Source organism: Marinoscillum sp. HNIBRBA16962 (genome assembly GCF_057801515.1).
In genome coordinates this window covers 517749-542935 of sequence record NZ_CM173603.1, presented here as the reverse complement: position 1 = coordinate 542935, position 25187 = coordinate 517749, and the positions used below count along the sequence as shown (strand labels likewise).

23 protein-coding genes are annotated in these 25187 nt (G+C 41.8%); 6 read left to right on the top strand and 17 right to left on the bottom strand.

What is annotated here, in order from left to right; genetic code table 11:
- From AC3E9V_RS02445 to AC3E9V_RS02425, 5 genes are read left to right on the top strand one after another with little or no spacing between them, the layout of a single operon-like run.
- Positions 1–342: an STAS domain-containing protein gene (locus AC3E9V_RS02445; protein WP_488751597.1), complete on the top strand. Its 342-nt coding sequence runs from the start codon at positions 1–3 to the stop codon at positions 340–342.
- Entirely contained in the window at positions 332–748 is a 417-nt protein-coding gene (locus AC3E9V_RS02440) for an ATP-binding protein (protein WP_488751596.1), read from the top strand. Before AC3E9V_RS02445 ends, AC3E9V_RS02440 begins: the two co-directional genes overlap by 11 nt.
- Complete coding sequence (locus AC3E9V_RS02435) at positions 745–1599, top strand: peptidyl-prolyl cis-trans isomerase (RefSeq protein ID WP_488751595.1); 855 nt, start codon at positions 745–747, stop codon at positions 1597–1599. The genes AC3E9V_RS02440 and AC3E9V_RS02435 overlap by 4 nt, the downstream gene beginning before the upstream one ends.
- Positions 1553–2905 carry a peptidylprolyl isomerase gene (locus tag AC3E9V_RS02430; RefSeq protein WP_488751594.1) on the top strand — a complete coding sequence of 451 codons (1353 nt, stop codon included), beginning with the start codon at positions 1553–1555 and terminating at the stop codon, positions 2903–2905. The genes AC3E9V_RS02435 and AC3E9V_RS02430 overlap by 47 nt, the downstream gene beginning before the upstream one ends.
- Positions 2906–2923: 18 nt before the next feature.
- The gene (locus AC3E9V_RS02425) at positions 2924–3889 is read left to right on the top strand and encodes an AAA family ATPase (protein WP_488751593.1); all 966 of its coding nucleotides are present in this window, start codon (positions 2924–2926) and stop codon (positions 3887–3889) included.
- Between the two features lie 1231 nt (positions 3890–5120).
- Here the strand turns inward: AC3E9V_RS02425 and pheS are convergent.
- From pheS to AC3E9V_RS02375, 10 genes are all read right to left on the bottom strand, one after another.
- A complete protein-coding gene (gene pheS, locus AC3E9V_RS02420; protein ID WP_488751592.1) occupies positions 5121–6131 on the bottom strand; it encodes a phenylalanine--tRNA ligase subunit alpha in 1011 nt (336 codons plus the stop codon).
- A 42-nt stretch (positions 6132–6173) separates the two neighbouring features.
- Entirely contained in the window at positions 6174–7277 is a 1104-nt protein-coding gene (locus AC3E9V_RS02415) for a glycosyltransferase family 4 protein (RefSeq protein WP_488751591.1), read from the bottom strand.
- A 353-nt stretch (positions 7278–7630) separates the two neighbouring features.
- Positions 7631–9016: an undecaprenyl-phosphate glucose phosphotransferase gene (locus AC3E9V_RS02410; protein WP_488751590.1), complete on the bottom strand. Its 1386-nt coding sequence runs from the start codon at positions 9014–9016 to the stop codon at positions 7631–7633.
- A 511-nt stretch (positions 9017–9527) separates the two neighbouring features.
- Positions 9528–10469 (bottom strand): GDP-L-fucose synthase family protein, encoded by a 942-nt coding sequence (locus AC3E9V_RS02405; RefSeq protein ID WP_488751589.1) that lies wholly within the window; start codon positions 10467–10469, stop codon positions 9528–9530.
- Positions 10470–10561: 92 nt separating this feature from the next.
- Complete coding sequence (locus AC3E9V_RS02400; RefSeq protein WP_488751588.1) at positions 10562–10816, bottom strand: hypothetical protein; 255 nt, start codon at positions 10814–10816, stop codon at positions 10562–10564.
- Positions 10817–10826: 10 nt separating this feature from the next.
- Positions 10827–11120, bottom strand: a complete 294-nt coding sequence (locus AC3E9V_RS02395; protein WP_488751587.1) for a hypothetical protein — start codon at positions 11118–11120, stop codon at positions 10827–10829.
- A 58-nt stretch (positions 11121–11178) separates the two neighbouring features.
- A complete protein-coding gene (locus AC3E9V_RS02390; protein WP_488751586.1) occupies positions 11179–11358 on the bottom strand; it encodes a PIN domain-containing protein in 180 nt (59 codons plus the stop codon).
- Positions 11355–11558, bottom strand: a complete 204-nt coding sequence (locus AC3E9V_RS02385; protein WP_488751585.1) for a hypothetical protein — start codon at positions 11556–11558, stop codon at positions 11355–11357. Before AC3E9V_RS02385 ends, AC3E9V_RS02390 begins: the two co-directional genes overlap by 4 nt.
- A gap of 476 nt (positions 11559–12034) precedes the next feature.
- Positions 12035–13147 (bottom strand): GDP-mannose 4,6-dehydratase, encoded by a 1113-nt coding sequence (gmd, locus tag AC3E9V_RS02380; RefSeq protein ID WP_488751584.1) that lies wholly within the window; start codon positions 13145–13147, stop codon positions 12035–12037.
- A gap of 966 nt (positions 13148–14113) precedes the next feature.
- The gene (locus AC3E9V_RS02375; protein WP_488751583.1) at positions 14114–14791 is read right to left on the bottom strand and encodes a hypothetical protein; all 678 of its coding nucleotides are present in this window, start codon (positions 14789–14791) and stop codon (positions 14114–14116) included.
- Between the two features lie 299 nt (positions 14792–15090).
- Between AC3E9V_RS02375 and glmS the strand changes: the two genes are divergently transcribed.
- Complete coding sequence (glmS, locus tag AC3E9V_RS02370; protein WP_488751582.1) at positions 15091–16935, top strand: glutamine--fructose-6-phosphate transaminase (isomerizing); 1845 nt, start codon at positions 15091–15093, stop codon at positions 16933–16935.
- A gap of 291 nt (positions 16936–17226) precedes the next feature.
- On the opposite strand, the gene AC3E9V_RS02365 is transcribed toward glmS, so the two are convergent.
- The 7 genes from AC3E9V_RS02365 to AC3E9V_RS02335 form a co-directional block, all read right to left on the bottom strand.
- Positions 17227–18594 (bottom strand): transposase, encoded by a 1368-nt coding sequence (locus AC3E9V_RS02365; protein WP_488751241.1) that lies wholly within the window; start codon positions 18592–18594, stop codon positions 17227–17229.
- A 205-nt stretch (positions 18595–18799) separates the two neighbouring features.
- On the bottom strand, positions 18800–19522 hold the full coding sequence (locus AC3E9V_RS02360) for a WecB/TagA/CpsF family glycosyltransferase (RefSeq protein ID WP_488751581.1): 723 nt from the start codon (positions 19520–19522) through the stop codon (positions 18800–18802).
- Positions 19523–19568: 46 nt separating this feature from the next.
- A complete protein-coding gene (locus AC3E9V_RS02355) occupies positions 19569–20756 on the bottom strand; it encodes a glycosyltransferase (RefSeq protein WP_488751580.1) in 1188 nt (395 codons plus the stop codon).
- The gene (locus AC3E9V_RS02350) at positions 20753–21472 is read right to left on the bottom strand and encodes a hypothetical protein (RefSeq protein ID WP_488751579.1); all 720 of its coding nucleotides are present in this window, start codon (positions 21470–21472) and stop codon (positions 20753–20755) included. Before AC3E9V_RS02350 ends, AC3E9V_RS02355 begins: the two co-directional genes overlap by 4 nt.
- A 34-nt stretch (positions 21473–21506) precedes the next feature.
- The gene (locus AC3E9V_RS02345; protein WP_488751578.1) at positions 21507–22808 is read right to left on the bottom strand and encodes a glycosyltransferase; all 1302 of its coding nucleotides are present in this window, start codon (positions 22806–22808) and stop codon (positions 21507–21509) included.
- The gene (locus AC3E9V_RS02340; protein ID WP_488751577.1) at positions 22748–23893 is read right to left on the bottom strand and encodes a glycosyltransferase; all 1146 of its coding nucleotides are present in this window, start codon (positions 23891–23893) and stop codon (positions 22748–22750) included. The genes AC3E9V_RS02345 and AC3E9V_RS02340 overlap by 61 nt, the downstream gene beginning before the upstream one ends.
- Positions 23877–25178, bottom strand: a complete 1302-nt coding sequence (locus tag AC3E9V_RS02335; RefSeq protein WP_488751576.1) for a hypothetical protein — start codon at positions 25176–25178, stop codon at positions 23877–23879. Before AC3E9V_RS02335 ends, AC3E9V_RS02340 begins: the two co-directional genes overlap by 17 nt.
- Positions 25179–25187 lie beyond the last annotated feature (9 nt).

Genomic DNA, 25187 nt, shown 5'->3' with positions numbered 1-25187 from the left:
ATGGTAAATATTACAACACAAGAAGAACAAGAATGTCAGATCATTTCAGTAGAGGGAGAGATCGATGCGAGCTCCTCTATTGAACTTGATAATGCACTGAAAGAGGCTGCTGAAAATTACAAGAAGATCATCGTGGATCTGAATCAGCTTGAATATATATCCTCTGCAGGATTAGGTGTTTTTATCTCCTATCTGGAGGATCTGAAAAAAGAAAACATAAAGCTTGTTCTTTTTGGGCTACAGGAGAAAGTCCGGGAAGTCTTTGATATCCTGGGGCTACAACATTTGATGAATATCACAACAAACAAAGAAGAGGCCATCAAGCAGTTAGATGAAATATAGTCTCACGATATCATGTAATAAATCAAACCTCGTCAAGATCAGGCATTTTGTAGCAGAAGTGCTGGAGCAAAATCACCTGAAAGAAATTGAGGCGCACAAGCTCGTTCTTGCAGTGGACGAAATATGCGCCAACCTGATCATTCACTCAAACCAGTGCAATCCGACTAAAAAGATCGATGTGCTTGTGGACCTTCACCCTACAGATAAGGTGATTTTTATTATCAAGGACAAAGGCATAAGTTTTGATATCCGTACTTATTCTGAGCCTACAATGGACGAAATCATTGCCTCCAAACGAAAAGGAGGCATGGGTCTGATGCTTGTCAAAAGAATAATGGACAAAATAGAGTTCTCTACCGAGAAGAATTACAATATTTGCAGGTTGACAAAAAAGCTAACAAAATGAGGACTGGATGGATTCTGCTGATCAGTTTATGCATCAGCTGTGAGTTTTTCAAGCCCAAGGAGGTCATCACGGAACAACCCGTCGCGGGTGCAATGGACCAGCTCCTGTATCCTTCAGACCTGGATGGCCTGTTTCCTGAAAATGTATCTGATGCAGATAGCACCAAGCTTGCTGAGAAATATGTGGAAGACTGGATCAAGAAGCAGCTTATGATCTCCAGGTCTACACAGGAAGTGGATTTTAATGAAGCAGAGATCGAGCGAAAAGTACTGAACTACCGATATGCCCTGATCGTACATGCATTTGAGAAAAAGTACATTGAAGAAAACCTGAACAGGCAGGTGAGTGACTCGGCAATTGTAAAATACTACGAGGAAAAGTCCGATAACTTTCTGCTACGCCAAAATATCATGAAAAGTATTTTTGCCCAGGTACCCAAAAACGCCCCAAATCTGAATCAATTCAGGAGAAATTTCAGAGCATACCCTGATAGCAACATAGAAGACCTGAAAACCTACATAAGCCAGTTTGCTATCAAATCTTACCTGGAAGACACCACCTGGATTATCTTTGATGAGGTTATTTTAGGCACTCCGCTTCAAGACATACAAAATAAAACGCAGTTTCTGAGACAGAATACGTTTTCTGAAACCTCTGACGAAGATTACATTTATTTTTTAAAAATCTTCGACTATAAAATCTCAGATGAAGTTTCACCGTTGGAATTTATCAGAGAAGACATAGAAAATATTATAATCAACAAACGAAAAATTGCACTGAAGAAGGAGCTTGAAGAAAAAATATATGAGGAAGCAAAAGCAAACGATGTTTTCAAGATATATCGCGATTAGCCTTTTGGCTGTCATCCCCTTTTTGGGATCTGGTCAGTCCGAAGGAGTGGTCGTAGACAAAATCATCGCGAAAGTGGATAATTATATTGTCCTGAAATCCGATCTGGAAAAAGCCTATCTGGATTATCTGTCAAGAGGGGAGTTTCGCGGAAGCAATGCCAAATGCCAGATACTGGAGCAACTGGTTGTTAACAAAATGTTAGTGGCTAAAGCTGAAATTGACTCAGTGATTGTTTCTGACGCAGAAGTACAGGCTAACCTGAGCCAGCGGATGGAGTACATGATCTCTCAGATCGGTTCTCAGGAAGAGATAGAGCAGTACTATGGCAAAACTGTGGAGCAGCTGGAGGATGAGCTCTTTGAAAGCATCAAAGAGCAGATGGTCATCCAGAGAATGCAGCAGGAGATCACTTCCGGTTTAAAAGTTTCCCCAGCCGAAGTGAAGAAATTTTTCAACAAGATCCCTCAGGATTCATTGCCTTATTTCTCCACTGAAGTGGTAGTGGGACAGATCGTGAAGCAACCCAAGCCAGGCAAAAAGCAAAAAGAAGCAGTCAAAAAACTTATGTATCAGCTCCGGGGACAAATTCTGAGTGGAGCCTCCTTTGCGGACCTGGCCAGACAGTATTCGGAAGACCCGGGATCTGCGGCAAGAGGTGGTGAGCTTCCTTTTTATAAGCGAGGAGATCTGGCGCCGGAGTTTGAAGCCACTGCGATGACGTTGGAGGAAGGTGAATTATCCAACCCTATAGAAACGCAATTTGGTTATCACCTGATCGAGCTCCAGCAGAAGAGAGGAAATACCTTTAAGACCCGTCACATTCTGATCTCCCCCGAGCCCTCGCAAGAAGACATAGAGAAAACGGAACGGTATCTGGATAGCTTGCGAACTGCTATTATTAACGACAGCATTGACTTTGAGGAGGCAGCCAAAGAGTATTCGGATGACAAAAATACCTCGTCCAATGGTGGGTTTTTCCTCGATAACAACGGCTCTAACCGGGTATCTGTGGACCAGCTGGACCCAACGATCTTTTTTACGTTAGACACCATGACTGTGGGAAACATCACCAAACCCGAGAAGTTTCAGCAGCAGGACGGAAGTGATGCTTTTAGGATCCTGTATTTCAAAAAAAGGATTGCACCGCATCAGGCCAACCTGAAAGATGATTATCAAAAGATTGCCAGTGCGGCTTTAAACAATAAAAAGAACAAGATCCTTTCAGATTGGTTTGCAGAGGCCAGGGAAAACGTATATATAGAAGTAGACCCGGAGTATAATTATTGCAACCTTCTGGAACAATAACTTAAGAGACTATTGCATATGGCAGAACTAGAAAATGAAGTAGAAGCAGCAAACGAACTACATAAAGCTTACACAAACCTTGAAAACGAAATAGGGAAAACGGTAATCGGCCAAAAGGAGGTGATCAGGCTACTGATCATTTCTATCTTCTGCGGCGGCCATTCCCTGTTAGTGGGGGTTCCCGGGCTGGCAAAAACTTTACTGGTTCAAACCATCTCCAATGCATTGGGGCTAAACTTTAACCGGATCCAGTTTACGCCTGACCTGATGCCGTCAGATGTTATAGGAGCTGAAACCCTGGACCAGGACCGTAATTTTCGATTCATAAAAGGCCCCATCTTCTCCAATGTGATCCTGGCCGATGAGATCAACAGAACTCCTCCCAAGACCCAGTCTGCCTTACTGGAGGCCATGCAGGAGGGGGCCGTAACCACCGGTGGTAAAAATTATGTTTTAGATAAGCCATTCTTTGTGCTCGCCACCCAAAACCCCATAGAGCAGGAAGGAACTTATCCGCTGCCTGAAGCCCAGCTCGACCGTTTTATGTTTATGATCAAGCTGGAATACCCTTCCCTGGCCGAAGAGCTGGATATTGTTAAGCAAACCACCTCGGGTGAAGATAATGAGATCAATAAAGTATTAAGCAAAGATGAGATCCTGAAATTCCAGAAGCTGGTCAAAAAGGTACCCGTTCCGGACAATGTCTTTGAATATATCGTCAACCTGGTTCACAAAACCCGGCCTGAAGGCGAGCGCGGAGCTGATGAAAGCAAAGAGTTTTTGGAGTGGGGAGCAGGTCCCAGAGCCAGTCAGTTTCTGGTGCTGGCCTCAAAATGCAATGCGCTTCTGAAAGGTAAATACTCGCCTGATATTGAGGACGTGAAAGATATTGTTACTCCTATTCTTCGTCATCGCATCGTCCGCAATTTCAAAGCTGAAGCCGAAGGAATGACCGAGGAAAAGATCATTGCAGCATTGTTGTAATTGACCTTTAATTATAGAATTAACTACCAATCATAAGCTAAGTAACTCCCCACCTGGCCTTCATAATAACAGAAAAAACCAGAAATCAGAGGCTCCCTTCTCCTGCAGGAGAAGGGCTGGGGATGAGGTCTGGCCTTGTCAATATATGTAAGCCGACATCACTGATTGGGATAGTCTGTCACTCATAGGGGAGAATCTATGGGCCAGCGCTTCTTGTCAGTCACTCATAGTTCAGTCCGCCACAAGGAAAACAACCCCCCAACCCCCTTTGGTAAGGGGGAGCCGTGCACGTTTTAAATTATAATCACCTGAATTCAGATAACAGTATAACTACCAACCATAAACGCAAACGACTCCCCTCCTGTTTTAGGGCCCTGTTTTAGGAGGGGCGCCCGGCTTAGGGGCTGGGGGTGGTAACCTCCGGAATCCTCATAATGACAGAAAAGAACTGATAATCAGAGGCTCCCTTCTCCTGTAGGAGGCGGACGGCTAGTCGCGGACAGCTAGTCAAGGGCTGGGGATGAGGTCTGGCCTTGTCAATATATGTAAGCCATGGACATCACTGATTGGGATAGTCTGTCACTCATAGGGGAGAATCTATGGGCCAGCGCTTCTTGTCAGTCACTCATAGTTCAGTCCGCCACAAGGAAAACAACCCCCCAACCCCCTTTGGTAAGGGGGAGCCGTGCACGTTTTAAATTATAATCACCTGAATTCAGATAGCAGTAACTACCAATCATACCACTAAACAAAAGGATGGGCCCATCACCCGCCAGCTGGTGGGAGCTCCCCTTGCCAGGTGAAAAACCTTCCTTTTTTTTTATGCACCGTAGCCACCGGTGTAGGTGTACCAGGCAAACCCCTCAGTCCTGCGGACAGCTCCCCTACGAGGGGAGCAGCATGCATTGCGAAAATTATAATCACCTGAATTCAGATAGCAGTAACTACCAATCATACCACTAAACAAAAGGATGGGCCCCTCACCCGCCAGCTGGTGGGAGCTCCCCTTGCCAGGTGAAAAAACCCTCCTCTTTTTTTTATGCACCGTAGCCACTCGGTGTAGGTGTACCAGGCAAACCCCTCAGTCCTGCGGACAGCTCCCCTACGAGGGGAGCAGCATGCATTGCGAAAATTATAATCACTTGAAATCAGATAAGAAGTCACTGCCAATCATAAACGCAAACGACTCCTCTCCTGTTTTAGGGCGGGAAGCTTGTTGTCTGAGTCAACCTCAGAATTGCTTTAAAAAACGAAGATCATTCTCTGAAAACAACCGGATATCATCTATCTGATATTTGAGCATGGTAATGCGCTCTATCCCCATACCAAAAGCAAAACCGCTATACTCCGCGGGATCAATATCACAGCTGGCCAGGACATTCGGGTCCACCATGCCAGACCCGCCAATTTCTACCCATCCGGAATACTTACAGATCTTACAGCCTTCTCCCTTACAGATAAAGCAGCTAATGTCTATCTCAGCGCTCGGCTCGGTAAAAGGGAAAAAAGAAGGCCGAAAACGGATCTTTGTATCCTGCCCGAACATCTCTTTGGCGAAGTGATAGAGGGTCTGTTTCAGGTCTTTGAAACCCACATTTTTGTCCACATAAAGTCCTTCCACCTGATTGAAAAAACAATGCGCTCTGGCTGAAATGGCCTCATTGCGGTATACTCGCCCGGGCATAATCGACCTGAATGGTGGCTTAGCCCTTTCCATCAGCCTGATCTGCACATTAGAGGTATGGGTACGAAGAAGGATATCAGGATCTTTTTTGATGAAATAGGTATCCTGCATCTCGCGGGCCGGGTGGTTTTCCGGAAAGTTAAGCGCCGTGAAATTGTGCCAGTCATCTTCTATCTCAGGGCCCTCCTCTACATTGAACCCCTGCCGCTCAAAGATCTGAATGATACGATTTTTGGTCCTGGAAAGTGGATGTATAGAACCGCTCTCATCCACTCCGGGCAGTGTTACATCGATGGATTCCCTTTTTGCCGAGCTCGTCTTCGCATTGACCTCCTCGATCAACGCTTTGAATTTCTCCTGTGCGGTCTGTTTCAGGACATTCAGCTCAGCTCCCAACTCTCTTTTCTGCTCATTGGGCACTTTTTTAAACTCGTCAAAAAGATCAGTTAACACACCTTTCTTACTGATGAACCTCAGCCGAAATTGCTCCAGCTCATCCTGAGTAGCTGCGGAGGCAGCTTTGATATCATCAATATACGCCGCTATTTTTTCCTTCATAAGAATCTATGTAGGGCGCAAAAATAATAAAGAGAATGACTCTTAAGCAGATTTCGGGAAGTAAACGTCCTTTCTTTCCACCACCCTGGCAGTTTTATGAGTGTATTTTTTCTGCAGCAGCAGAACATCCAATACCGAACAGACGACTATCGTTACACCAAAGACCACCAATAACAGCTCTCCATTGAGGAGGTATTGGTTGAGGTAGAGCGTCACCAGGACCATTGAGACGTTAAATGAAAGCAGGGTAATGGTCGCCTGGGCGTGAGACATGCCGAGTCGAAGCAAACCGTGATGCAGGTGATTTCTGTCGGGGTCAAGCGGGTTTCGGCCCTTCATAAAGCGAATGGCAAACACCCGAAGTGTATCGTAAATAGGCACTATAAGCAATGCCACAGCTATAGCTACCGGTGCGTTTACATCTAAAAATGAAAACAGGCGAACTCCGTCTGCGTGATTGATAAACTGTATGGCTATGGTCGTAGCGGTAAAGCCCAAAACCATGGATCCGGTATCACCCATAAAAACCTGAGATGGATTCCAGTTAAAATAAAGGAATGCTATGAGGGCTCCCACCAGCGACACGCATAGGATAGCATAAGGTAACTGCCCTGAAGCTAAGAATGTCCAGCCAAAGAAAGTAAGGATAAATATTCCCACAGTTCCTGCCAGCCCGTCTATTCCATCGATCAGGTTAAAAGCATTGGTCATGGCCACCAAAACAAAGACTGAAAAAGTGATGTTAAACCACGTTGGCATATCGTAAATGCCCAGCACTCCATAAAACCCGGTCAATCGCAGATCCGCAAAAACCACCACAAGAAAGGCCGCAAAAATCTGAGTGAAAAGCTTGTGTCTGGCCTGAAGGCTGGATATATCGTCCCGCACCCCGAGGATAAAAATGATCAGCGCCCCTGCCAGAATAAATTTCAGCTGTACCAGGTCTATCAACGGAATGGCTATCAGCGTAGCCAGGATAAAGCCCGAAAAGATAGCAACACCACCCAGTGAAGGGGTGCCTATACTGTGGATCTTACGACGGTCGGGGGCATCCAGCAAATCAATGGAATTGCTCACTTTAATAATGATCGGCAACAAAATGAATGTTACCAGGAAGGATGCGACAATGGCGATAATCAAATACATTTATCAGCTTTTTAACACATACGAAATTATGAATATTTTCAGTTACAATATCATTATTTCGCCTAATGCCTTATTTACGTAGATAAGCTGGCCGATAAACGGGGTAATTAATTTACCATGCAGTTCAAATTTAGCCTATTTATGTGGATAGTAAAGCAACGGCTTCAGGATTATTAGAAGTAAGATAGGCAAGGCATCGGTGATTTTAGTGAATTGGTAAGTTGGAGGTTTTGCTTGATAATCCGTTGGCAGATTGGTGTTTCTTCGCTTTAGTGGTTATTGGCTCAGCACGCGTCAAAGCCAAAGGCCAACAGCTAACAGCCGTCCCGAACCGTAAGGCCTCGGGAGCCAAATCAATATGCATTCTCGCTACCCCGGAGGATCGTCACGATGGTGAGGAGGATGATCTTAAAATCCAGGATCAATGACCAGTTTTTCACATAGAAGCGGTCCAGACGCACTCTTCCACTCATATCTGAAAAAATGGATGTTTCTCCCCTAAACCCTTTGGCCTGAGCCAGGCCTGTAATCCCGGGTTTTACAGCGTGCCGCTGGATAAATCGATCAATCTTAGGCTGGAATTCCTCATTCAACTTAATCGGATGAGGTCTCGGCCCTACTACAGACATATGACCAAGAAATACATTTATAAACTGTGGGAGCTCATCAATACTGGTTTTACGCAGTATCGCTCCTATTTTGGTCACCCTGGGGTCATTTTTGGTAGCCTGCTTTGTATCGGCATCTTTATTAACCACCATGGTCCTGAACTTCCAACAGAGGAACGGGTGATTATCCCGGCCATTTCTGTACTGCTTAAAGAAAATGGGACCTTTTGATTCTAACCGGATAAGCAGAGCAATAATGGGAATCAACCAGGAAAAAATGAAAAGGATCACCAGTGAAGAAAAAATAACATCAAAAATACGTTTTACCACCTGATTTGCCCGGCTGTCTAGCGGAATAGCGCTTACATTTATAATAGGGATATCGCCATACCGCTGAATGGTCAGATTCCTGTTGCCCAGGCGGCTAAACTGAGACATAATCTTGATCTTGATGAGATTATTCTCAGCAAAATCTATAAGCTTTTTGATCTCTTTATCATAAAGCCTGGGCAGGCAACAAAAAATAACATCTACGGTATTTTCCTTTACAAAGGACTTTATCTCCTTAACCGAACCCAAATACCTTCCTTTAACCTCCTCTTCTTGATTATCAAAGTATCCAAGGACATTATAGCCGATTCCGGGATTTTTCCTGAAATAGGTTTCCAACTCCAACGCAAGGTCCCCGTAGCCCACGATGACCACATTGCGGAGGTTATATCCTTTGGCCCTGTAGTAGCGAATGAAGTAATGCCAGATACTTCGCCAGAAAACCAGTAAAAGGGTAAAGACGAGGTAGGTGACGAAGAGGTGCTGTCGTGAGTAATAAAACGGCTTGGCAATAAACCATAAGGCAAAAACTACAGACAGATTAATCACCAATCCGGTAAGCACCTTATTCAGGTGATCTATCAGCCTGAATTCCCTGCTTATCTCATGAAGCTTTGTAGAAAAAAAGATCAGCACCCAGACAGCATTCAGAACGATCTGAAGGGTCAGGTAGCTTTCATTGGTGTAAAGAAAAGCGCCAAAACGTTCATAGTTTGCCGCAAAGATCCCCAGGTTTAAGCAGACTAAATCCGCAAAAAGGAATAACGCTGGAAAATATTTACTGTAGCGGTGAGCTGGCATGTCTTAAAAATATGGAGCACAAAGATAATGAATTCTTTATAAGTTGCTATTAATGGGCTGATTTCATTTTGAGATTAGTAAAAGAGACGAGAGATTTGAGGCATAAGACGAAAGAATTCAGGTGGTCCCTCCGTCTCCGATCTGTTATCTCTCCTTTTGTTTATAGGCAGCAAGTCAACAATTGATCTCCCCCGCTGGCGGGGGATAAAAGGGGGTGGACTATAAAAGCCCATTTCCAGCTGGCGGGAGCTCCCCTTGCCAGGTGAAACCCCTCCGCCTTCCAGGCACCTCCCCTTGTGGACCCCTCACCCGCCAGCTGGCGGGAGCTCCCCTGCGAGGGGAGCAGCGTCCACTGCAAAATTATAAATTCTAAAAAGTTGACAGTAAACTACCAATCATACCGCTAACCCAACTCCCCTCCTGTTTTAGGAGGGGTTGGGGGTGGTCAAGTTGTCTTGTCTGTTTTAGGAGGGATGGTCGGCTTAGGGTGACCGTGCCCCTTTCGTCTTTCTTATTTCCAACCGGACTTATCCACTTCCTGATAAACACTCCGGATTCCGGATCTCAGATCAATCTTTGGCTGCCAGCCCAGGCTTCTCAGGCGAGAGCTGTCCATCAGCTTACGAGGGGTCCCATCCGGTTTGTCGGTATTAAAAACCAGCTCGCCTTCAAAGCCAACAACTTCCCTGACCAGCAAAGCCAGGTCTTTGATCGAAAGATCCTCACCAAACCCGACATTGATGGTCTGGCCGTCCGAATAATTTTCCATCAGGAACAGGCAGGCCTCGGCAAGATCATTTACATGCAAAAACTCCCGTAATGGCGAGCCCGTCCCCCAGATCTCTACCTCTTTGACTCCATTTACTTTGGCCGTATGAAACTTCCTGATCAGGGCCGGCAACACATGCGAATTGTTCAGGTCATAATTGTCATTGGGACCATAAAGGTTAGTAGGCATAGCGCTGATAAAGTCTACTCCGTACTGATCCCGGTAGGTTTCACACAACTTGATGCCGGTGATCTTGGCGATGGCATAAGGTTCATTGGTGGGCTCCAGCGGACCGGTCAGCAGACTATCCTCATGGATGGGCTGAGCTGCCAGCTTGGGGTAGATACAAGAGCTTCCCAGGAAAAGTAGCTTTTTCATCCCGAAGCTTCGGGATAAATAAGCCTGATGGATCACATTGGCTTCTATCATCAGGTTTTCATAAAGAAACTGTCCACGATAGACATTATTCGCGTGGATGCCCCCCACTTTAGCTGCGGCTAAAAAAACATACTCGGGTTTTTCCTTTTCAAAAAAAGCACTGACTGCTGCCTGGTTTGTCAGGTCCAGTTCGGCGGAAGTCCGGTAAACAAGGTTTGAAAATCCTGCTGATTGCAGTTTTCGAACAATCGCTGACCCCACCATGCCCCGGTGACCTGCTATGTATATTTTTGCGTTTTTGTTCATGTCCTCATCCTGTTTCCTTCTCCATGAGGAGAAGGACTTCTTTCAAATTTTAAAGTCATTCCCGAAGGGAATCTATCCTTCATGATACGTTTCTAAGCATTTTCATAGACTCCCTGTGGGAGTGACCCAACGGTTATTTTTACCGCCCCACATTGTTGATCTCTGACCAATAATTCAAACTTCAAAGTCATTCCCGAAGGGAATCTATCCTCCATGGTAAGCTTTCTAAGCATTTTCATAGACTCCCTGCAGGAGTGACTCCACGGTTTATTTTTACCACCCCCATTGTTGATCTCTGACCAATAATCCAATTTCAAAGTCATTCCCGAAGGGAATCTATCTTTCATGGTACGCTTTCTAAGCATTTTCATAGACTCCCTGCGGGAGTGACCCAACGGTTATTTTTACCGCCCCACATTGTTGATCTCTGACCAATAATTCAAACTTCAAAGTCATTCCCGAAGGGAATCCATCCTTCATGGTACGCTTTCTAAAGCTCTCTATAGACTCCCTGCGGGAGTGACCCCACAGTTTATTTTTACCGCCCCTCGTTATTGGTTTTTTTACCAACAATCCAAATTTATGCATGAAACTGCTGGTGAAAACACCAATAGGGCGAAAAGTCATTCCCGAAGGGAATCTATCCTTCATGATACGTTCTAAGCATCTTCATAGACTCCCTGCGGGAGTGACTCCAGAGTGTTTTTCTCTAAGGCCTTCGGGTCAATATTCTTTTTAATTTTCCCGAATGTTTATGAATTTCATCTATTAAAACTTTGGTAGCATAGAAATTCAACCCTGATTTGGGCTTAAGGAGTATAAATGAAATTTTACTGTTTGTATTTAGCATAGCGCTAAATATAATGTTGGTATCAACCACTACCTTCATAGGCCAAGTTTAGCCCTGGTCTTTTTCCATCTTCCTTTTTTAGCAACCTTTGCGAGCTCATCCACTTCTTTTTGAGTAGCTTTTGACTTGTGGGAAATTTCTTTTACTTCTAAAAGGTCAGCCATTTCCTGCAGCTCTTCTATATTGAGGTTTGCTGGCAGTTTGAAAATTATTTCATCTTTAGTTTGTTCAATAATCATTATTATGCCATTTACATTAGATAAAGGTAACAATTTAAATTTCAATTCAGTTTTTACTATGCTCGCTCAGACACCTAATCCAAAATTTCAAAGTCATTCCCGAAGGGAATCTATCTTTCATGGTACGCTTTCTAAAGCTCTCCATAGACTCCCTGCGGGAGAGACTCAAACAGTTATTTTTCCCGCCCCTCGTTATTGGTTTTTTTACCAACAATCCAAATTTATGCATGAAACTGCTGGTGAAAACACCAATAGGAGAAGAAAGTCATTCCCGAAGGGAATCTATCCTCCATGGTAAGCTTTCTAAAGCATCTTCATAGACTCCACATGGCTAATAGCTAAAAACCAATCACTCCGCCTGATTCAGCACATCATGACCACCTGACCTCACCCCTGGTCGGGCACCCTAGCCCTCTCCAACAGGAGAGGGAATTCTTTCGGGTCTATGACCGACAGTTGCTCTAGCCAGGGCTGAATCATTCGGCTTGTTTTAAAACATCATGCCCTCCTTCCAATAAATATTTATCTCGCTCGAAGAGCTTCAAATCACTCTCCATCATTTCTTTGACCAGGGCTTTCAGGTCATATTCCGGTTCCCAGCCCAGCTTTTCCCTGGCTTTGGTAGGATCACCAATGAGCAGGTCCACCTCCGTAGGACGGAAATATTTCGGATCGATCCGTACCACTTCCTGGCCTGGTTTAAAAACATAATCCTTATTGGATGCAGACTTTACCAGCCCCACTTCGTCCACACCCTGGCCTTTAAACTCCAGCTCCACACCTACTTCTTCAAAAGCCATCCGCATAAAATCCCGAATGGAGGTTGTAGTCCCTGTGGCGAGTACAAAATCTTCCGGTTCATCCTGTTGGAGCATCAGATACATCCCTCGTACATAGTCCCTGGCATGTCCCCAGTCTCGCTTCGAATCCAGATTCCCCATATACACAACATCCTGAAGTCCAAGAGCCATCTTGGAAACAGCACGCGTAATCTTTCGGGTCACAAAGGTTTCACCTCTAAGTGGAGACTCGTGATTAAAAAGGATCCCATTGCAAGCGTACATGTTATACGCTTCCCGGTAATTTACGGTGATCCAATAGCCATACAGTTTAGCTACTCCATAAGGCGATCGTGGATAGAAAGGCGTTTTCTCCGTTTGAGGCACCTCCTGAACTTTACCGTAAAGTTCAGAGGTAGAAGCCTGATAGATCCGGGTCTTCTCTGTAAGTCCTAATAAACGTACAGCTTCCAGCAGCCTTAAGGTACCTGTTGCATCCACATTAGCCACATATTCCGGCGTATCAAAGCTTACCCGTACATGGGACATGGCGCCCAGGTTATAGATCTCATCCGGTTTGATCTCCTGGATCAGCCGGGTCAGATTCATGGAATCTGTTAAGTCACCATAATGTAGAAACAGTTTTGTTCCTTGCTTATGGGGATCTTGATAAAGATGATCAATTCGGTCTGTATTGAAAAGAGAAGCCCGACGCTTTACTCCATGCACTTCGTAGCCTTTTTCTAAAAGTAGCTCACTTAAGTACGCTCCATCCTGACCGGTGATCCCCGTGATTAATGCTTTTTTCATATTGACCGCAAAGGTAGTATAGAATTGCTTTTGTCACCGGTGTAGGCATTCAATTTTAATAGGCAATAGGCAAGTTGAAAATGGTGAATTGTGAATTGAATGAAAGCCAATGGCCAACAGCTAATGTTAGTAGGCAATAGGCAAAAAGACTATAGACAAAAGATTAAGGATTAAAACATAAAATCAAATTGTCAATGGTCAATTGCTAACAGCCAAAGGTCAACGGTCAGGCAATAAGCAAGCAATGTTTTCTGCTCTTTGGGAAGGATGGGTATATTTTACCTTGCAAAATGGGAATAGTAATCCGAATATACAAGGTATGATATCGCGATGGATTACAAGTAAACTCAGTAAAAGCCTGGCCCAGGTTCCTGCCGTAGCACTGCCTAGCGCTCGTCAGGTGGGAAAGGCGACCCTTGCCGGAAACTGAAAATCAGAGGCTCCCTTCTCCTCTAGGAGAAGGGTCGGGGATGAGGTTCGGCCTTGTCAATATATAAAGTCATGGCATCACTGTTTTGGACAGGCTGTCACTCATGGAGAGAATCTATGGGTCAGCACTTCTTGTCAGTCACTCCTCAGTCCGCCACCTGGCAAACAACCTCCAACCCCCTTTGGTAAGGGGGAGCCGTGCACGATTAACATTATAATCACCTGAATTCAGACCAAACAGCCAAAAAAGTCCTTGTAATCTGCATTACAAGCATGAAAAGTGCTTTACAATTTCATGTAAAGGGGTTTTCACGCTTTAAATCCCCATTACAAAACCTTGTAACATGCTTTCCAAGGTTGAAAAGTATATTACGACGGATTGTAATGCTGTTTGCAAGTTTTGAAAGGACTTTACGACGAATTGTAATGTGCTTTTCACGCTTTGATGGTGCATTACGACGCGTCGTAAAGGGGTTTTCATTAATGAAAAGTGCTCTACAATGAATTGCAGAGCACTTTTAAAGGTTGAGAAGTACTTTACGCCGCTATGTCCTCCTGGCTAACCGGTGGAGTATCCCCCAGAGAGGCCTTTGGAGATGACAAGCTGGGGTACAGCCGTTCGGCAAGGCTTTTACCCAGGTTCATCCTGGCTTCCAGGTAGTTTGATTCATACTGCCGCCTTAGGGCTGCCTGCGCGATCTCTTCTTCCGCCTCTGCCAGCTTTTCGTTCCGGACCGCCTCGGTATAGCTATTGATTGCCGTCCTGCTTTCCTCCGTCCGTGTACGGAGTATAGCTGCCTGCGGGTAGAGGGTATGCTCTTCCCCTAACGACTCGATCCGGACGGCCAGCCCCTCTACCAGATCCGGTTCTTTCAGGAGTGGGGCTCTTACGATGTCTCCAAATTTCTCATCAGGAAACACCCTTCGCATAACCGGTTTTCCCGGATTCTGACGATCATAAGTTTCGGTTGCTGCAAAAGCGTTCCGAACGGCATCATCCAGCGTATCATCCGCCAGCCTCATGTCATCGTAAGCATCCTCCCTCAGGTTTGACTTACCGGTGGTTGCTTCTTGGCTTTCCAGCAGAGCCTCGTAATGAGGGTTCATCTGGTCCGCCAGGTTGCCCTGGTTGTGCCGTCGGCAGAGTCGCATGTGCCTTCGTGCCGCATTCAAGTGTTTAGCCGTGGAGTCACGGTCATAAAGCAATTGTGCCATAACAATGGGTTTGGTTAAAAAAACAATTTTACGTTTATCAACTTCGCATGATTTCCATAAAACGTGAGGAGCATTCCAGCGACAGGCAAATACATGCTCTGTGATCTAATAAGGAACCAATATATATCATTTTCACAAAAGATATAGGCGTAATACGAATTATTTTACAAAACGCTTTCGATGACGGTAGAATTGTACATGAATGGATCAACAATCCACCCCGAAATTTCCCATAGCCTATGGCTTTCACAATGTCTCTGAAAGGTTAACTTTGCAGCTTAATCTATAAAAACCAGACTATGTGTGGTATAGTTGCGTATAAAGGTGAAAAAAATCCGGCCGAAGTGATCATAAAAGGACTAAAACGGCTGGAGTACAGGGGATATGATAGCGCGGGAATTGCCGGGTTTACCAAGGGCAACCTTCATGCCTGTAAAAAACAGGGGAAAGTTGCTGAGCTGGAACATAAGCTGAACTCAGAACACTTCAAAGCCGAAAATGGTGTAGGTATCGGGCACACCAGGTGGGCCACACATGGTGGACCCAATGATGTAAATGCACACCCACACCTTTCCCAGGACGGAAGCCTGGCCATCATCCACAATGGTATTATTGAAAACTACGGATCGTTGAAAAAGGAGCTTCAGACCAATGGTTTTACTTTTCAAAGTGAGACTGATACCGAAGTGCTGGTCAACTTTATTCAGTTTATCCGGGATACTGAAAAAATTTCAACTGAAGAAGCCTTTCGAATAGCCCTGAAAAGAGTCATTGGCGCTTATGCGGTGGTGATGCTTTCAGCAAATGATCCGGATCATCTTTTTGCAGCACGGAAAGGAAGCCCCATGGTTCTGGGTATAAAAGATAACGAATACTTCATTGCTTCCGATGCAACACCTATCATTGAATACACCAATGAAGTCATTTACCTGAAAGAAAATGAAATGGCTGTAATTGATGCCACCGGCTATACGGTCAAGGACCTGGATAACACACTGCAAAACCCGCATATTCAGACCATTGATATGGAGCTGGATGCCATCGAGAAAGGAGGCTACGATTATTTTATGCAAAAGGAGATCTTTGAGCAGCCCGAATCGATCGCCAACTGCATGCGTGGACGACTGGTCCCCGAAAGAGGCCAACTGGTTTTAGGAGGAATTAACGAGTACAGCAATCACCTCATTAACGCCAACAAAATCACATTATTGGGCTGTGGCACTTCCTGGCATGCGGGTCTGGTAGCTGAATACCTTTTTGAAGATATTTGCAGAATCCCCGTAGAGGTGGAATATGCTTCTGAGTTCCGATACCGAAACCCTATTATCAAAGAAGGAGATGTATTTATAGCCATCTCTCAATCCGGCGAAACTGCTGATACTTTAGCAGCTATTGAATTAGCTAAATCTAAAGGAGCTATTGTTTTTGGGGTAGTAAACGTTGTGGGCTCTTCCATTGCGAGAGAAACACACGAAGGGGCTTATTTACATGCCGGACCGGAAATAGGTGTAGCTTCTACCAAAGCATTTACTGCCCAGGTTACGGTATTATCTATGATTGCGATTAAAATTGGGCTGATAAAAGGCACTATTTCCCAGTCTCAATTTCAAACCCTCATTACAGAACTTGCTCAAATCCCGGATAAAGTAGCTAAAGTATTAGAAAGCAATGTGCTTATTGAAACCATTGCTGAGAAGTTCAAAGACGCAAAAAACTTCTTGTACTTGGGGCGTGGCAACAACTTCCCCGTAGCCCTGGAAGGCGCCTTAAAACTCAAGGAGATCTCCTACATCCATGCCGAAGGATATCCGGCTGCCGAGATGAAGCATGGCCCCATAGCGCTTATTGATGAAGATATGCCAGTAGTCTTCATCGCTACAGAGGATGCTTCATACGAGAAAATTGTCTCCAATATTCAGGAGGTAAAATCCCGAAAAGGTAAGGTGATTGCCATCGTTAATGAAGGAGATGAAACTGTTGCCTCAATGGCTGATTATAGCATAGAGATCCCAAAAGCACACCATGCACTTTCACCATTGCTGGCCGTCATTCCGCTTCAGATCCTATCTTATCATATCGCACTAAAACGAGGCTGTGATGTGGATCAGCCAAGGAATTTGGCTAAAAGTGTTACTGTAGAATAGTGGCGATATTCTTGTTAAAGTGCTAAAGGGTGTTAGGTTTATTATAACATGATAAAGTGAGGAAAAGCATTAAGTTAGGCCTCCCTTGTAATTAGGTTTTGTTCCAAACAAGACGTTTTTTGTAAAGTATATTTGAAGGGCTTTGTCCTTGACCAAGCATAACCTGTGGTTGTACATGGGGATTTGATTTCTTTAAAAAATACAATTTCAACGTTAAGAATAGGTGCAGAAAGCATATAAGACATGTATGGGCACAATTATCCCATGTACACCTTTGGTGAAGGTGTAGTTTTATGCTGCTAATTGAAGGGCTGGTTCTTTGTTGTTTGTTTTAAACCTCCTGTCAGCGATTTTTGAGGCATTGGCTGACATTACTCCAAAAAACACCCAGATGCGTTCGGTCTTTTCGCTGAGAGCCTTGACTTTTCTTAGCCCATAATGATTTTTATGGTTGCCAAAAGCCCCTTCCAAGTGTGTGGACCGGACTTTGTTAAGTTCTCCCCTGAGCACAGCTTCCGGTTTTGCTTGTTTGGGATCTTTAACGGGCCGTCCCTTTGGGGCAAAGCTTTGAAAAACCCCTTTTCCTTTTAGGAAATTACGGTTCTCATTGGTGGCATATATCCTGTCAGCAGCCAGTTGGAAACACGACCCAAAATGCTTGGTATGTTTGAAGAAGCTGGTTTTGAGTGATTTACATTCATTAAAGGCTTTGAACTCCATCTTGTCAAACCAGACGACCCCTCCTGACTGGAGCATATGTGCCTTCATTCCAAACTCAACTGGCTTGTTCTCTTTCCCTCTAACGATGGGGCGTATATAAGGCTTGTGCAAAGAGACGATACGCTCGGGTATCTTGGCCGAGGAGTCTTCCTGGATTACTTTTTGCTGTGATAAAACCTGTTTAATGGTCTTTAAATAAATGGTCTGCTTCCCAGTAAGTACTATTGGGTGGTCATCAAACAACCCTTGCAGCTGGTCCAGGCCCTTCTCAAGCAGGTATACCAATGACCGGTGGCGTCTTCTCCCTTTTTTATAGGTTTTCCGGCGCAACTTTGAATACGCCTGCTGTTTCCTTTTCTGGTCAATGAATTTGTTGCGAGGACGCTTGATGCCCAAAAGCTTGCAAAGCTTAAAAATAAGGTCGTAGATCCATTGACAGCATTCCCATAGCAGGTTTACGTCTGTGGGGAAGCGGATGTAACTCTCATAGCAGGTGGCATCCATAAACAGTATATGTAACGACTCCATGTCCTTCTTCCAGTGTTCTAAAAGCACCTGCTGGACAGCTTCCCAGTCCGCATGTTCCGCCATATACCCTCGAACCCTGGAGGCCATGGCCTGATCCCTGATCATCTCCCCTTCACCGAGCAATTTGCCACAGAACAGTTGCAAAGACCAATCGGTATTGAAACGGTCTATCAGTTTTTCATCACTGGTATCGATCAAATGCTTTAGGAACATCAACCCAAACATCCCCTTATTGGAGAACCAGGGCTTCGGGCCAGGCTTGCTGGTATCCTGGACGGGCAAACAATCCTCCAGCTCTTCCCACGGGATGGTATCATGGATGCGGCCAAGTTTGGTCTGCTTGAATAAATACAATTTTGGGTGTCGGTACTCCTTAGGTTGGAAAAGAGCTTGCTGCATGCTATCTTTCAAGTGTTGAATTATTTTGTACGTAACTGTAATTTAACACCAAACCCCGAAAAAAGCCATATTTGGCCGATTTCGGGGTTTACCTATCCAATACCAAGGATGTAAATATCTATGTATCTGTAAGTTATGTGATTACAAGGGTGGCCTAAGTTAAGTAAAGTAAGTATGAAGGCTAGCCTTTCGCCAAAAGGGTAAATGCTAGATTATATTACCTGAAGATTCTAATGAATTCTTTTATTAATAACCAACAAAAATAGGTGTTTGTGACCAAATATCTCTTAATCAAACGTTTTGGCTCCAACATTAACCTGTATGCCCATTCCAACCCCATATTACGCATAAATTTTGGTGCCCTTGTATCAATCCCTGCAAAAAGCAGGAATGCTCCACCGACTCCAAACATAGGAGCCTTTAATTTGTCATTCATTTTTGCCATCCAAATTTCCTGTTTTGGACAGCCAAGACCAACGACAACAATGTCAGGGGAGTATTTATTAATGATCGCAGCCTGCTCTTCAAAATTAAAATTTTCAATAGGGATAAACGGTGGGGAAAGCGTTTGATTCATAACACCGATATTATTCAGTTTATCCGAAATAATGCTTAGTACTTCTTTACTACCTCCTATCCAAAACATCTTTAGCCCCTGTTTATGAGCCTTTTTGACTAAGTCGAAAATAAAATCATTCCCAGCTATTCGCTCTTGATGTTTCCCTAAGAAAAACCTTAATGCATAAACTAAGGGCATTCCATCTGGAAAATTGAATCGTGAATTTTCTAAAATACCCTCAAACGTAGGGTTACGATGGTGCTCGTAGATCATATGAGAATTTACAAAGCAAATGTATCCTGATTCATCAAAACTTTCATTTACTGCTTTCCCATACGTTCCCTGATAAAAGTTTATCCCAAAAACGTCAGTTCTGATCATAAAATGTTTGGTTTATTCCCCCATCTTTATATAAGGTGCTAAATCACTATACACTTCCTTCTTTATCAAGACATTTCTTATAAATCGACATTAGAATTTGATAATTTATTTCATCTGAATATTGCTCATTAAACTGTCTTATTGTATTTTGAGACAGTTGATTATAAAAGTCATTGTTTTTTAAAACCTGCAATGCTTCAACAAGTGTACTATCATCAAACGGGTTGTAATGAATACCGCTTATTGAATCCTCCACAATTCTTGATTGATTCCCCATATTGCTGGTTATAACTGGTTTACCAAAACTGAACGCTTCTACGATAGTCATTGGAAATCCCTCAAACCAAATAGATGGAAATATCAATGCTCGGCAGGATTTCAAAAATTCCATTGTTTTGATATGAGAAACTCTACCTAATAGCTTTATTTGATTATGATTTGCATATAATTCATGTAGACGAGATTCTAATGGCCCTCCACCAATTACAATCAAGCTATCCTCAATCTTGCGCTTTTTCCAGGTTTCTAAAAGGAGTTCGATTCCTTTTTCTTCTGAGAGTCTACCGATGTACAAATAGTATTGGCCTATTTTTGGTGTATTTTTAATTTTTTCAGTTAGTTCTAATTTTATGAAGTTGGGTTTAACAAAAATCTTATCTTCTTGAATTCCAAACTCAATAAATTTTCGTTTAGAAAAGACGGTCAAACAAATGAAGGCATCCACTTTAGTATTCCATGTATTTAAAAACTTATGGTATTCAATCATGGCCGCTACAACAAATGTCTTAATATATGAATTTTGATAAACCTTGTCAGGTACTGTAACAAATGCATTTCCATTAACCGTTCGTTCATCAATTTTCCCGTCATGGAATAAGAGACCATTTGGGTACATGATTCGGAAATTATGCAATGTTTGAACAACTGGAACCCCAGCATCGTGGCAAGCATCATAAATACTAGGAGTTAACAACGGAAAAAAATTATGGACATGTATTATATCCGGTTTCTTTTCTTCCAAAACAGTCGCTAGCCTTCTTTTGCTTTCTGAATTATAATGAGTCCTAAAAAAAAGCCTAACTCTATCATAAACGCGTTTCAGTGATGTGGTGTTATCCACAGTAAACTGAATAACCTCATTTCCATGTGCTTCAAGTAGTGACTTTTCTTGAGTTAATACTTGATCTTCACCACCAGGGGTTCTATAAAAATTATGTACCTGAAGAATTTTCATTTCATGATGAGATTGTAAATATTGTTAGCTTGCACCAGCAATAAAGCTAATTCTTGATTATCCATCAGGCACTTTATAATTTCCTTTTTCCTTTCGACTTTCCTATTAGTGGGAATTGAAACTGTAAGTTGGTTATGTTCAGAGGTCCCTTGATCTAATCTGTCAAGACGTTTGATTTCATCATTAACTTTATTTTTGAAGTTTTCATCATATTTGGCCAATTTGAAAGGCAGGCCATATGTATTTGATATTTCATTAACCAAATAGGCTGGCTCTTGGATCACCCTATCAAAGTTCGTAACGATTACTTTGTTTTTTATCCTTTTAACGTATTCATAGTAAGCTATATAATATATCAAAGCCCTTCTCAGACTTACAAAAGGTTGTCTTACCACATAGGAAGCAATTGCTTCAACAGGCTTCCTAATCAGAATAACAGCGGGTATATTGTTTTTAACAGCAAACTTAATTTGGGCCAATGAATGAATATGATGGGCATAATTTAGATCATTTACTGCTGCAAATTTTAGTAACACAAGGGCGAAAGTATTTCCACTTCTCGGATATCCTTCAATAATTAGATCTGTGGACTTGGATACTATCCCAAAATTTCTTCTCGTTAGAAATTTATAAAATCTAAAAAGAAAAAGCATAGAGGGAAACCTTCCCAAGTAAAACCAGATTACATTTTTTATTTTCTTAGAAAAGTTCCCCATTCCTTATCTTGTCATATCCCCTCTTGAATCTGAATTATATATATATATCATCTAAAAAAAGGTCCTTAAACCTGCTTTTCACAAAATGTTCAGACCCAAATCTGGAAATTTTTTCTCTATCAAACTTTTTTGAAACAACTCCTTTTATTGCTTTAATTTTTTCTTGATGAGAATCCTCGAAATTCATACACGCTCCCAAATCATATTTGCTAATTATTTCACTGTAATCTCCTAAATTATTGTTAACAAGCACAGGTAGTCCACAACATAGATATTCAGCAATTTTCACTGGAGATGCCACACTATTAATAGTGTCATTCACTCTCACCCCAAATCCAATATCAGATGCACTTAAGTAGCCTGGGATTTCTTCAATCTGCAAACTCCTTAAGATAATTTTTTCTGGAGGTATGTTATTTTTCTGTATTTGCTTATAAGCAATTTCAAAATAGTTATCCGTGGTACACACAAGGACCTTAGCATTTTTCAAATGTTGAATCATCAAAGCAAAACATTCAAAAATATAATCCGGACTGCTGTAATATTTTAAGCTTCCTGAATAGACAAATACAATATCTGAAGCTGAAAAACCGAGATCTTTTCGGATTGCCTCTCTTTTCATACTGTTGAAAGAAAACAGGTTCCCATCAACACAAGTTGGTATAACGTATTTTTCAATTCTCATTATTTGAGACGCAAACCTACTTTCTACATCCTGAATAAGCTTTTTACTAACCGCGATAATAGCATCTGACCCATTTAGTGCATTCTTTTCTTCAAGGTATGCTTTCCTATATCTTAGCCAGCCTATTATTTTTTTAAAATTCTTTATTTCACCCCTACTAATTTCTTCAGTTATTGTACCTCTGCAGTCATAAATAAGTTTAAATCTTTTACCAAGCCAATCATTAACTTTCTTAGCCAGATTTGTAGCTGAACTACCTCTTCCATGAAGTATGGTTCTTCTATCGTTATATCCTTTTAGATATAAGAATAATTTGATCAAATAAACATATCGATAAATAATGAAATCAAACCGATGAAACGCTCGGAAAGAGAATACCTTAACAGGAACCTCATACTTTTCTGTAATAAAGCGAATATTACTTGCTAGGTTAGCCTTAGACTTTGCAGAATTTGAATGCCTAAGAAATAGAATTACTTCAATATCTAAATGTTTTGCTTTCAGTATTGTTATCCAATTTATTACCTGAGACAGAAAAACGCCTTGTCTGATTGAATCTACATTTTGATCAGTTATTATATGAAATATTCTTATCGATTCATTTGCATTGCGCTTTCCACTCTGTGTCTTACTTGTTCCCAAGTTGGCCATTCTATTGAATTTATGTTTGAATTCCCCACTTCTTTTGCCTGATAGATCTTGGAAATTATGTCTTCCTCAGTTCTGTCGGAAAAGTAAAATCCATTATAACTTTTGCTAAGTTCATAGATTACTTCTAAATGGGTGCTAATAATTGATTTCCCGAACACCATGGCATCAATGACTTTCATTGGAATATAAGTGTGATTTACCTCATTAATAGGTCTTAATAACAATACCACATTTGAGGAATGTAATTGTTTTATATATTCGTCATAATTTAAAGCTCCAAGAAAAGTCAAATTTGGCAGACGGGTTGCTTGGTAGGTGATTTCCTGTTGAAGAGGACCCTGACCCGCGATCCTGAATTCTATTGCTGGATTTTTTGATGCAATTACAAGAATCAGGTCCAATCCATTTTGCTTACTTAAATGTCCTCCATAAAAAACGCAAAAATGATTTAAATTCGATTTTACACCTGCAATCTTCGCGGTTTCAAATTCTCCCCGCCCATTTTGAGCCAAAACCATCTTTTCCTCGCGAACTTGATAATATTCTTTGAGTCTTTTCTGAACTTTATTAGTCTGACAAATAACAACTGACGATTTCTCCAACAAAAACCTTTCAACTCGAAGCATATAATTAAAATAATACTTCTTCAGCCACTTAGGCAGAAAATTTCCTTTTGTATCTAGGAAAATATTGTATTCAAACCTTAATAGGTTGTGTGGTTCATAGACCATCCTAAGATTTGAATTTGTCTGAAATATCTTTTTAGCAGCTAAAGCAGGGATAAGTGGATTGTGAGCATACAAAATATCGATCCTATTGTTAATGATTAGGCTTGTAGCATAGCAACCAAGTTTTCTTGCAATAAGATGATTGGAAATTTTCCCCAACATCCCCTTTTTAATTTTAACAAAGTGGACCTCAAAACCCTCTTTAAATTCTATGATTTTATTCTCATTATCGGGTACTATGATGTAATTAAAGAAGCCTTTTCTTGGAGCAGTTTGAAAGATCCGCTGTGCTGTTCCTGTAACACCCTTAGGAAAAAAGGTATGGCATACATGTAAAACTTTAATCACGTCTTTCATTTGAACTGTAAGTATTTACACCAATAAGACAAAGAGCTATTGGGAAAGTTATTTGGTCTACAAAGATGGGATGCATAATGCCTATTACTAAAATTATAACTATGATTGATGAAGTAATAGGTTTTAAATACACCTGACTCCTAATTTCCCCTTTCATCATAAAAGCAAAGATCAAAAAGTATGATACTAGTCCAAATAATCCACAATTTAAAATCAAATCAATATAGCCGCTAGAAGGAACATCAAGTATTCCGTAAATTCCTGTTACCGGTATAATTTTAGACAACCTTTCAGGATAATATTGAAGTCCCAAAGCACTAAAATCATTTGTTGGACCCCAACCAAAGAAAGTATCAAGACCAAGATTTCCAGAGAATATATCCAGGTACATTTTGACTTTCTCGCTTTCGAAGAACAAATGAAACTTATATTCAAGAAGTGGTAAAAAATTGAAAATCTGTTCAAAAAATGTTAGACTACCTTTTCCACCAAGGAAAAATACTACGGAAAGTAAGATGGTTAAAGCAAATACAATGATTATTGCCCCTATAATGACCAATTTAGTTTTTAAACTGATCGTACTTGAATCTACAATGAAGAATAGAATAACTACAGATGAAAAAAGAAGAATAAAAGCTGCATGGTTTGTTTCTGTCAGAATGAAGTTTGCTGCCAAAAACAGAATAACCAAAATGTTAGCATAACGGCGATTAAAGATGTTTATTCTATTGATGTGTAATATTGCAACCGAAATGATCAGAATAATCATGAAGTAAGCTTGCTTGGTACTACTTCCAAAAGTACCAACAGCATTGTCTCCAGATGTATGGTATTCTCCAGGACCTACTGAGGTCTTTGTATGTGGTAACGGATTTAGATCCAAAAACCAACCGCCATTCATTAACAAATGAACAACTCCAAGACAAATAAAAACTTTGTAAATTAACAGGTTGTCCTTGCCGCCTAACAGATTGTTTTCCAAGATTAAATATAAAAAAATGACAGGTTTCAAGTAAAGAACCAAAAATTGGATCAACCTTGAAAAATGAATCCCATTTATTAAAGATGAAATAAAAGCAACCAGAATAAACGGACCAATGATTACAAACAAGTCTTTTGCTTTTTTCTTCCAAAGCAAAAGATAAAATGCTGAGAAAAGTGCAAATTCATCTAGTAAACTAAACCCTGGGATTCCAAGCTTAAGTCCAAACTGGATATATTCATAAAAAACAATATGGAACAAATAAAAAATGATTAAATACCGAATTATACGATCGATATTCATATCAAGAAA

Excerpts from the sequence above, each read along its gene's own strand:
- AC3E9V_RS02445 (WP_488751597.1), top strand. The coding sequence starts at position 1 with ATGGTAAATATTACAACACAAGAAGAACAAGAATGTCAGATCATTTCA.
- AC3E9V_RS02440 (WP_488751596.1), top strand. The coding sequence starts at position 332 with ATGAAATATAGTCTCACGATATCATGTAATAAATCAAACCTCGTCAAG.
- AC3E9V_RS02435 (WP_488751595.1), top strand. The coding sequence starts at position 745 with ATGAGGACTGGATGGATTCTGCTGATCAGTTTATGCATCAGCTGTGAG.
- AC3E9V_RS02430 (WP_488751594.1), top strand. The coding sequence starts at position 1,553 with ATGAGGAAGCAAAAGCAAACGATGTTTTCAAGATATATCGCGATTAGC.
- AC3E9V_RS02425 (WP_488751593.1), top strand. The coding sequence starts at position 2,924 with ATGGCAGAACTAGAAAATGAAGTAGAAGCAGCAAACGAACTACATAAA.
- pheS (WP_488751592.1), bottom strand. The coding sequence starts at position 6,131 with ATGAAGGAAAAAATAGCGGCGTATATTGATGATATCAAAGCTGCCTCC.
- AC3E9V_RS02415 (WP_488751591.1), bottom strand. The coding sequence starts at position 7,277 with ATGTATTTGATTATCGCCATTGTCGCATCCTTCCTGGTAACATTCATT.
- AC3E9V_RS02410 (WP_488751590.1), bottom strand. The coding sequence starts at position 9,016 with ATGCCAGCTCACCGCTACAGTAAATATTTTCCAGCGTTATTCCTTTTT.
- AC3E9V_RS02405 (WP_488751589.1), bottom strand. The coding sequence starts at position 10,469 with ATGAACAAAAACGCAAAAATATACATAGCAGGTCACCGGGGCATGGTG.
- AC3E9V_RS02400 (WP_488751588.1), bottom strand. The coding sequence starts at position 10,816 with ATGAAAGATAGATTCCCTTCGGGAATGACTTTGAAATTGGATTATTGG.
- AC3E9V_RS02395 (WP_488751587.1), bottom strand. The coding sequence starts at position 11,120 with ATGAAGGATAGATTCCCTTCGGGAATGACTTTTCGCCCTATTGGTGTT.
- AC3E9V_RS02390 (WP_488751586.1), bottom strand. The coding sequence starts at position 11,358 with ATGAAGGTAGTGGTTGATACCAACATTATATTTAGCGCTATGCTAAAT.
- AC3E9V_RS02385 (WP_488751585.1), bottom strand. The coding sequence starts at position 11,558 with ATGATTATTGAACAAACTAAAGATGAAATAATTTTCAAACTGCCAGCA.
- gmd (WP_488751584.1), bottom strand. The coding sequence starts at position 13,147 with ATGAAAAAAGCATTAATCACGGGGATCACCGGTCAGGATGGAGCGTAC.
- AC3E9V_RS02375 (WP_488751583.1), bottom strand. The coding sequence starts at position 14,791 with ATGGCACAATTGCTTTATGACCGTGACTCCACGGCTAAACACTTGAAT.
- glmS (WP_488751582.1), top strand. The coding sequence starts at position 15,091 with ATGTGTGGTATAGTTGCGTATAAAGGTGAAAAAAATCCGGCCGAAGTG.
- AC3E9V_RS02360 (WP_488751581.1), bottom strand. The coding sequence starts at position 19,522 with ATGATCAGAACTGACGTTTTTGGGATAAACTTTTATCAGGGAACGTAT.
- AC3E9V_RS02355 (WP_488751580.1), bottom strand. The coding sequence starts at position 20,756 with ATGAAAATTCTTCAGGTACATAATTTTTATAGAACCCCTGGTGGTGAA.
- AC3E9V_RS02350 (WP_488751579.1), bottom strand. The coding sequence starts at position 21,472 with ATGGGGAACTTTTCTAAGAAAATAAAAAATGTAATCTGGTTTTACTTG.
- AC3E9V_RS02345 (WP_488751578.1), bottom strand. The coding sequence starts at position 22,808 with ATGGCCAACTTGGGAACAAGTAAGACACAGAGTGGAAAGCGCAATGCA.
- AC3E9V_RS02340 (WP_488751577.1), bottom strand. The coding sequence starts at position 23,893 with ATGAAAGACGTGATTAAAGTTTTACATGTATGCCATACCTTTTTTCCT.
- AC3E9V_RS02335 (WP_488751576.1), bottom strand. The coding sequence starts at position 25,178 with ATGAATATCGATCGTATAATTCGGTATTTAATCATTTTTTATTTGTTC.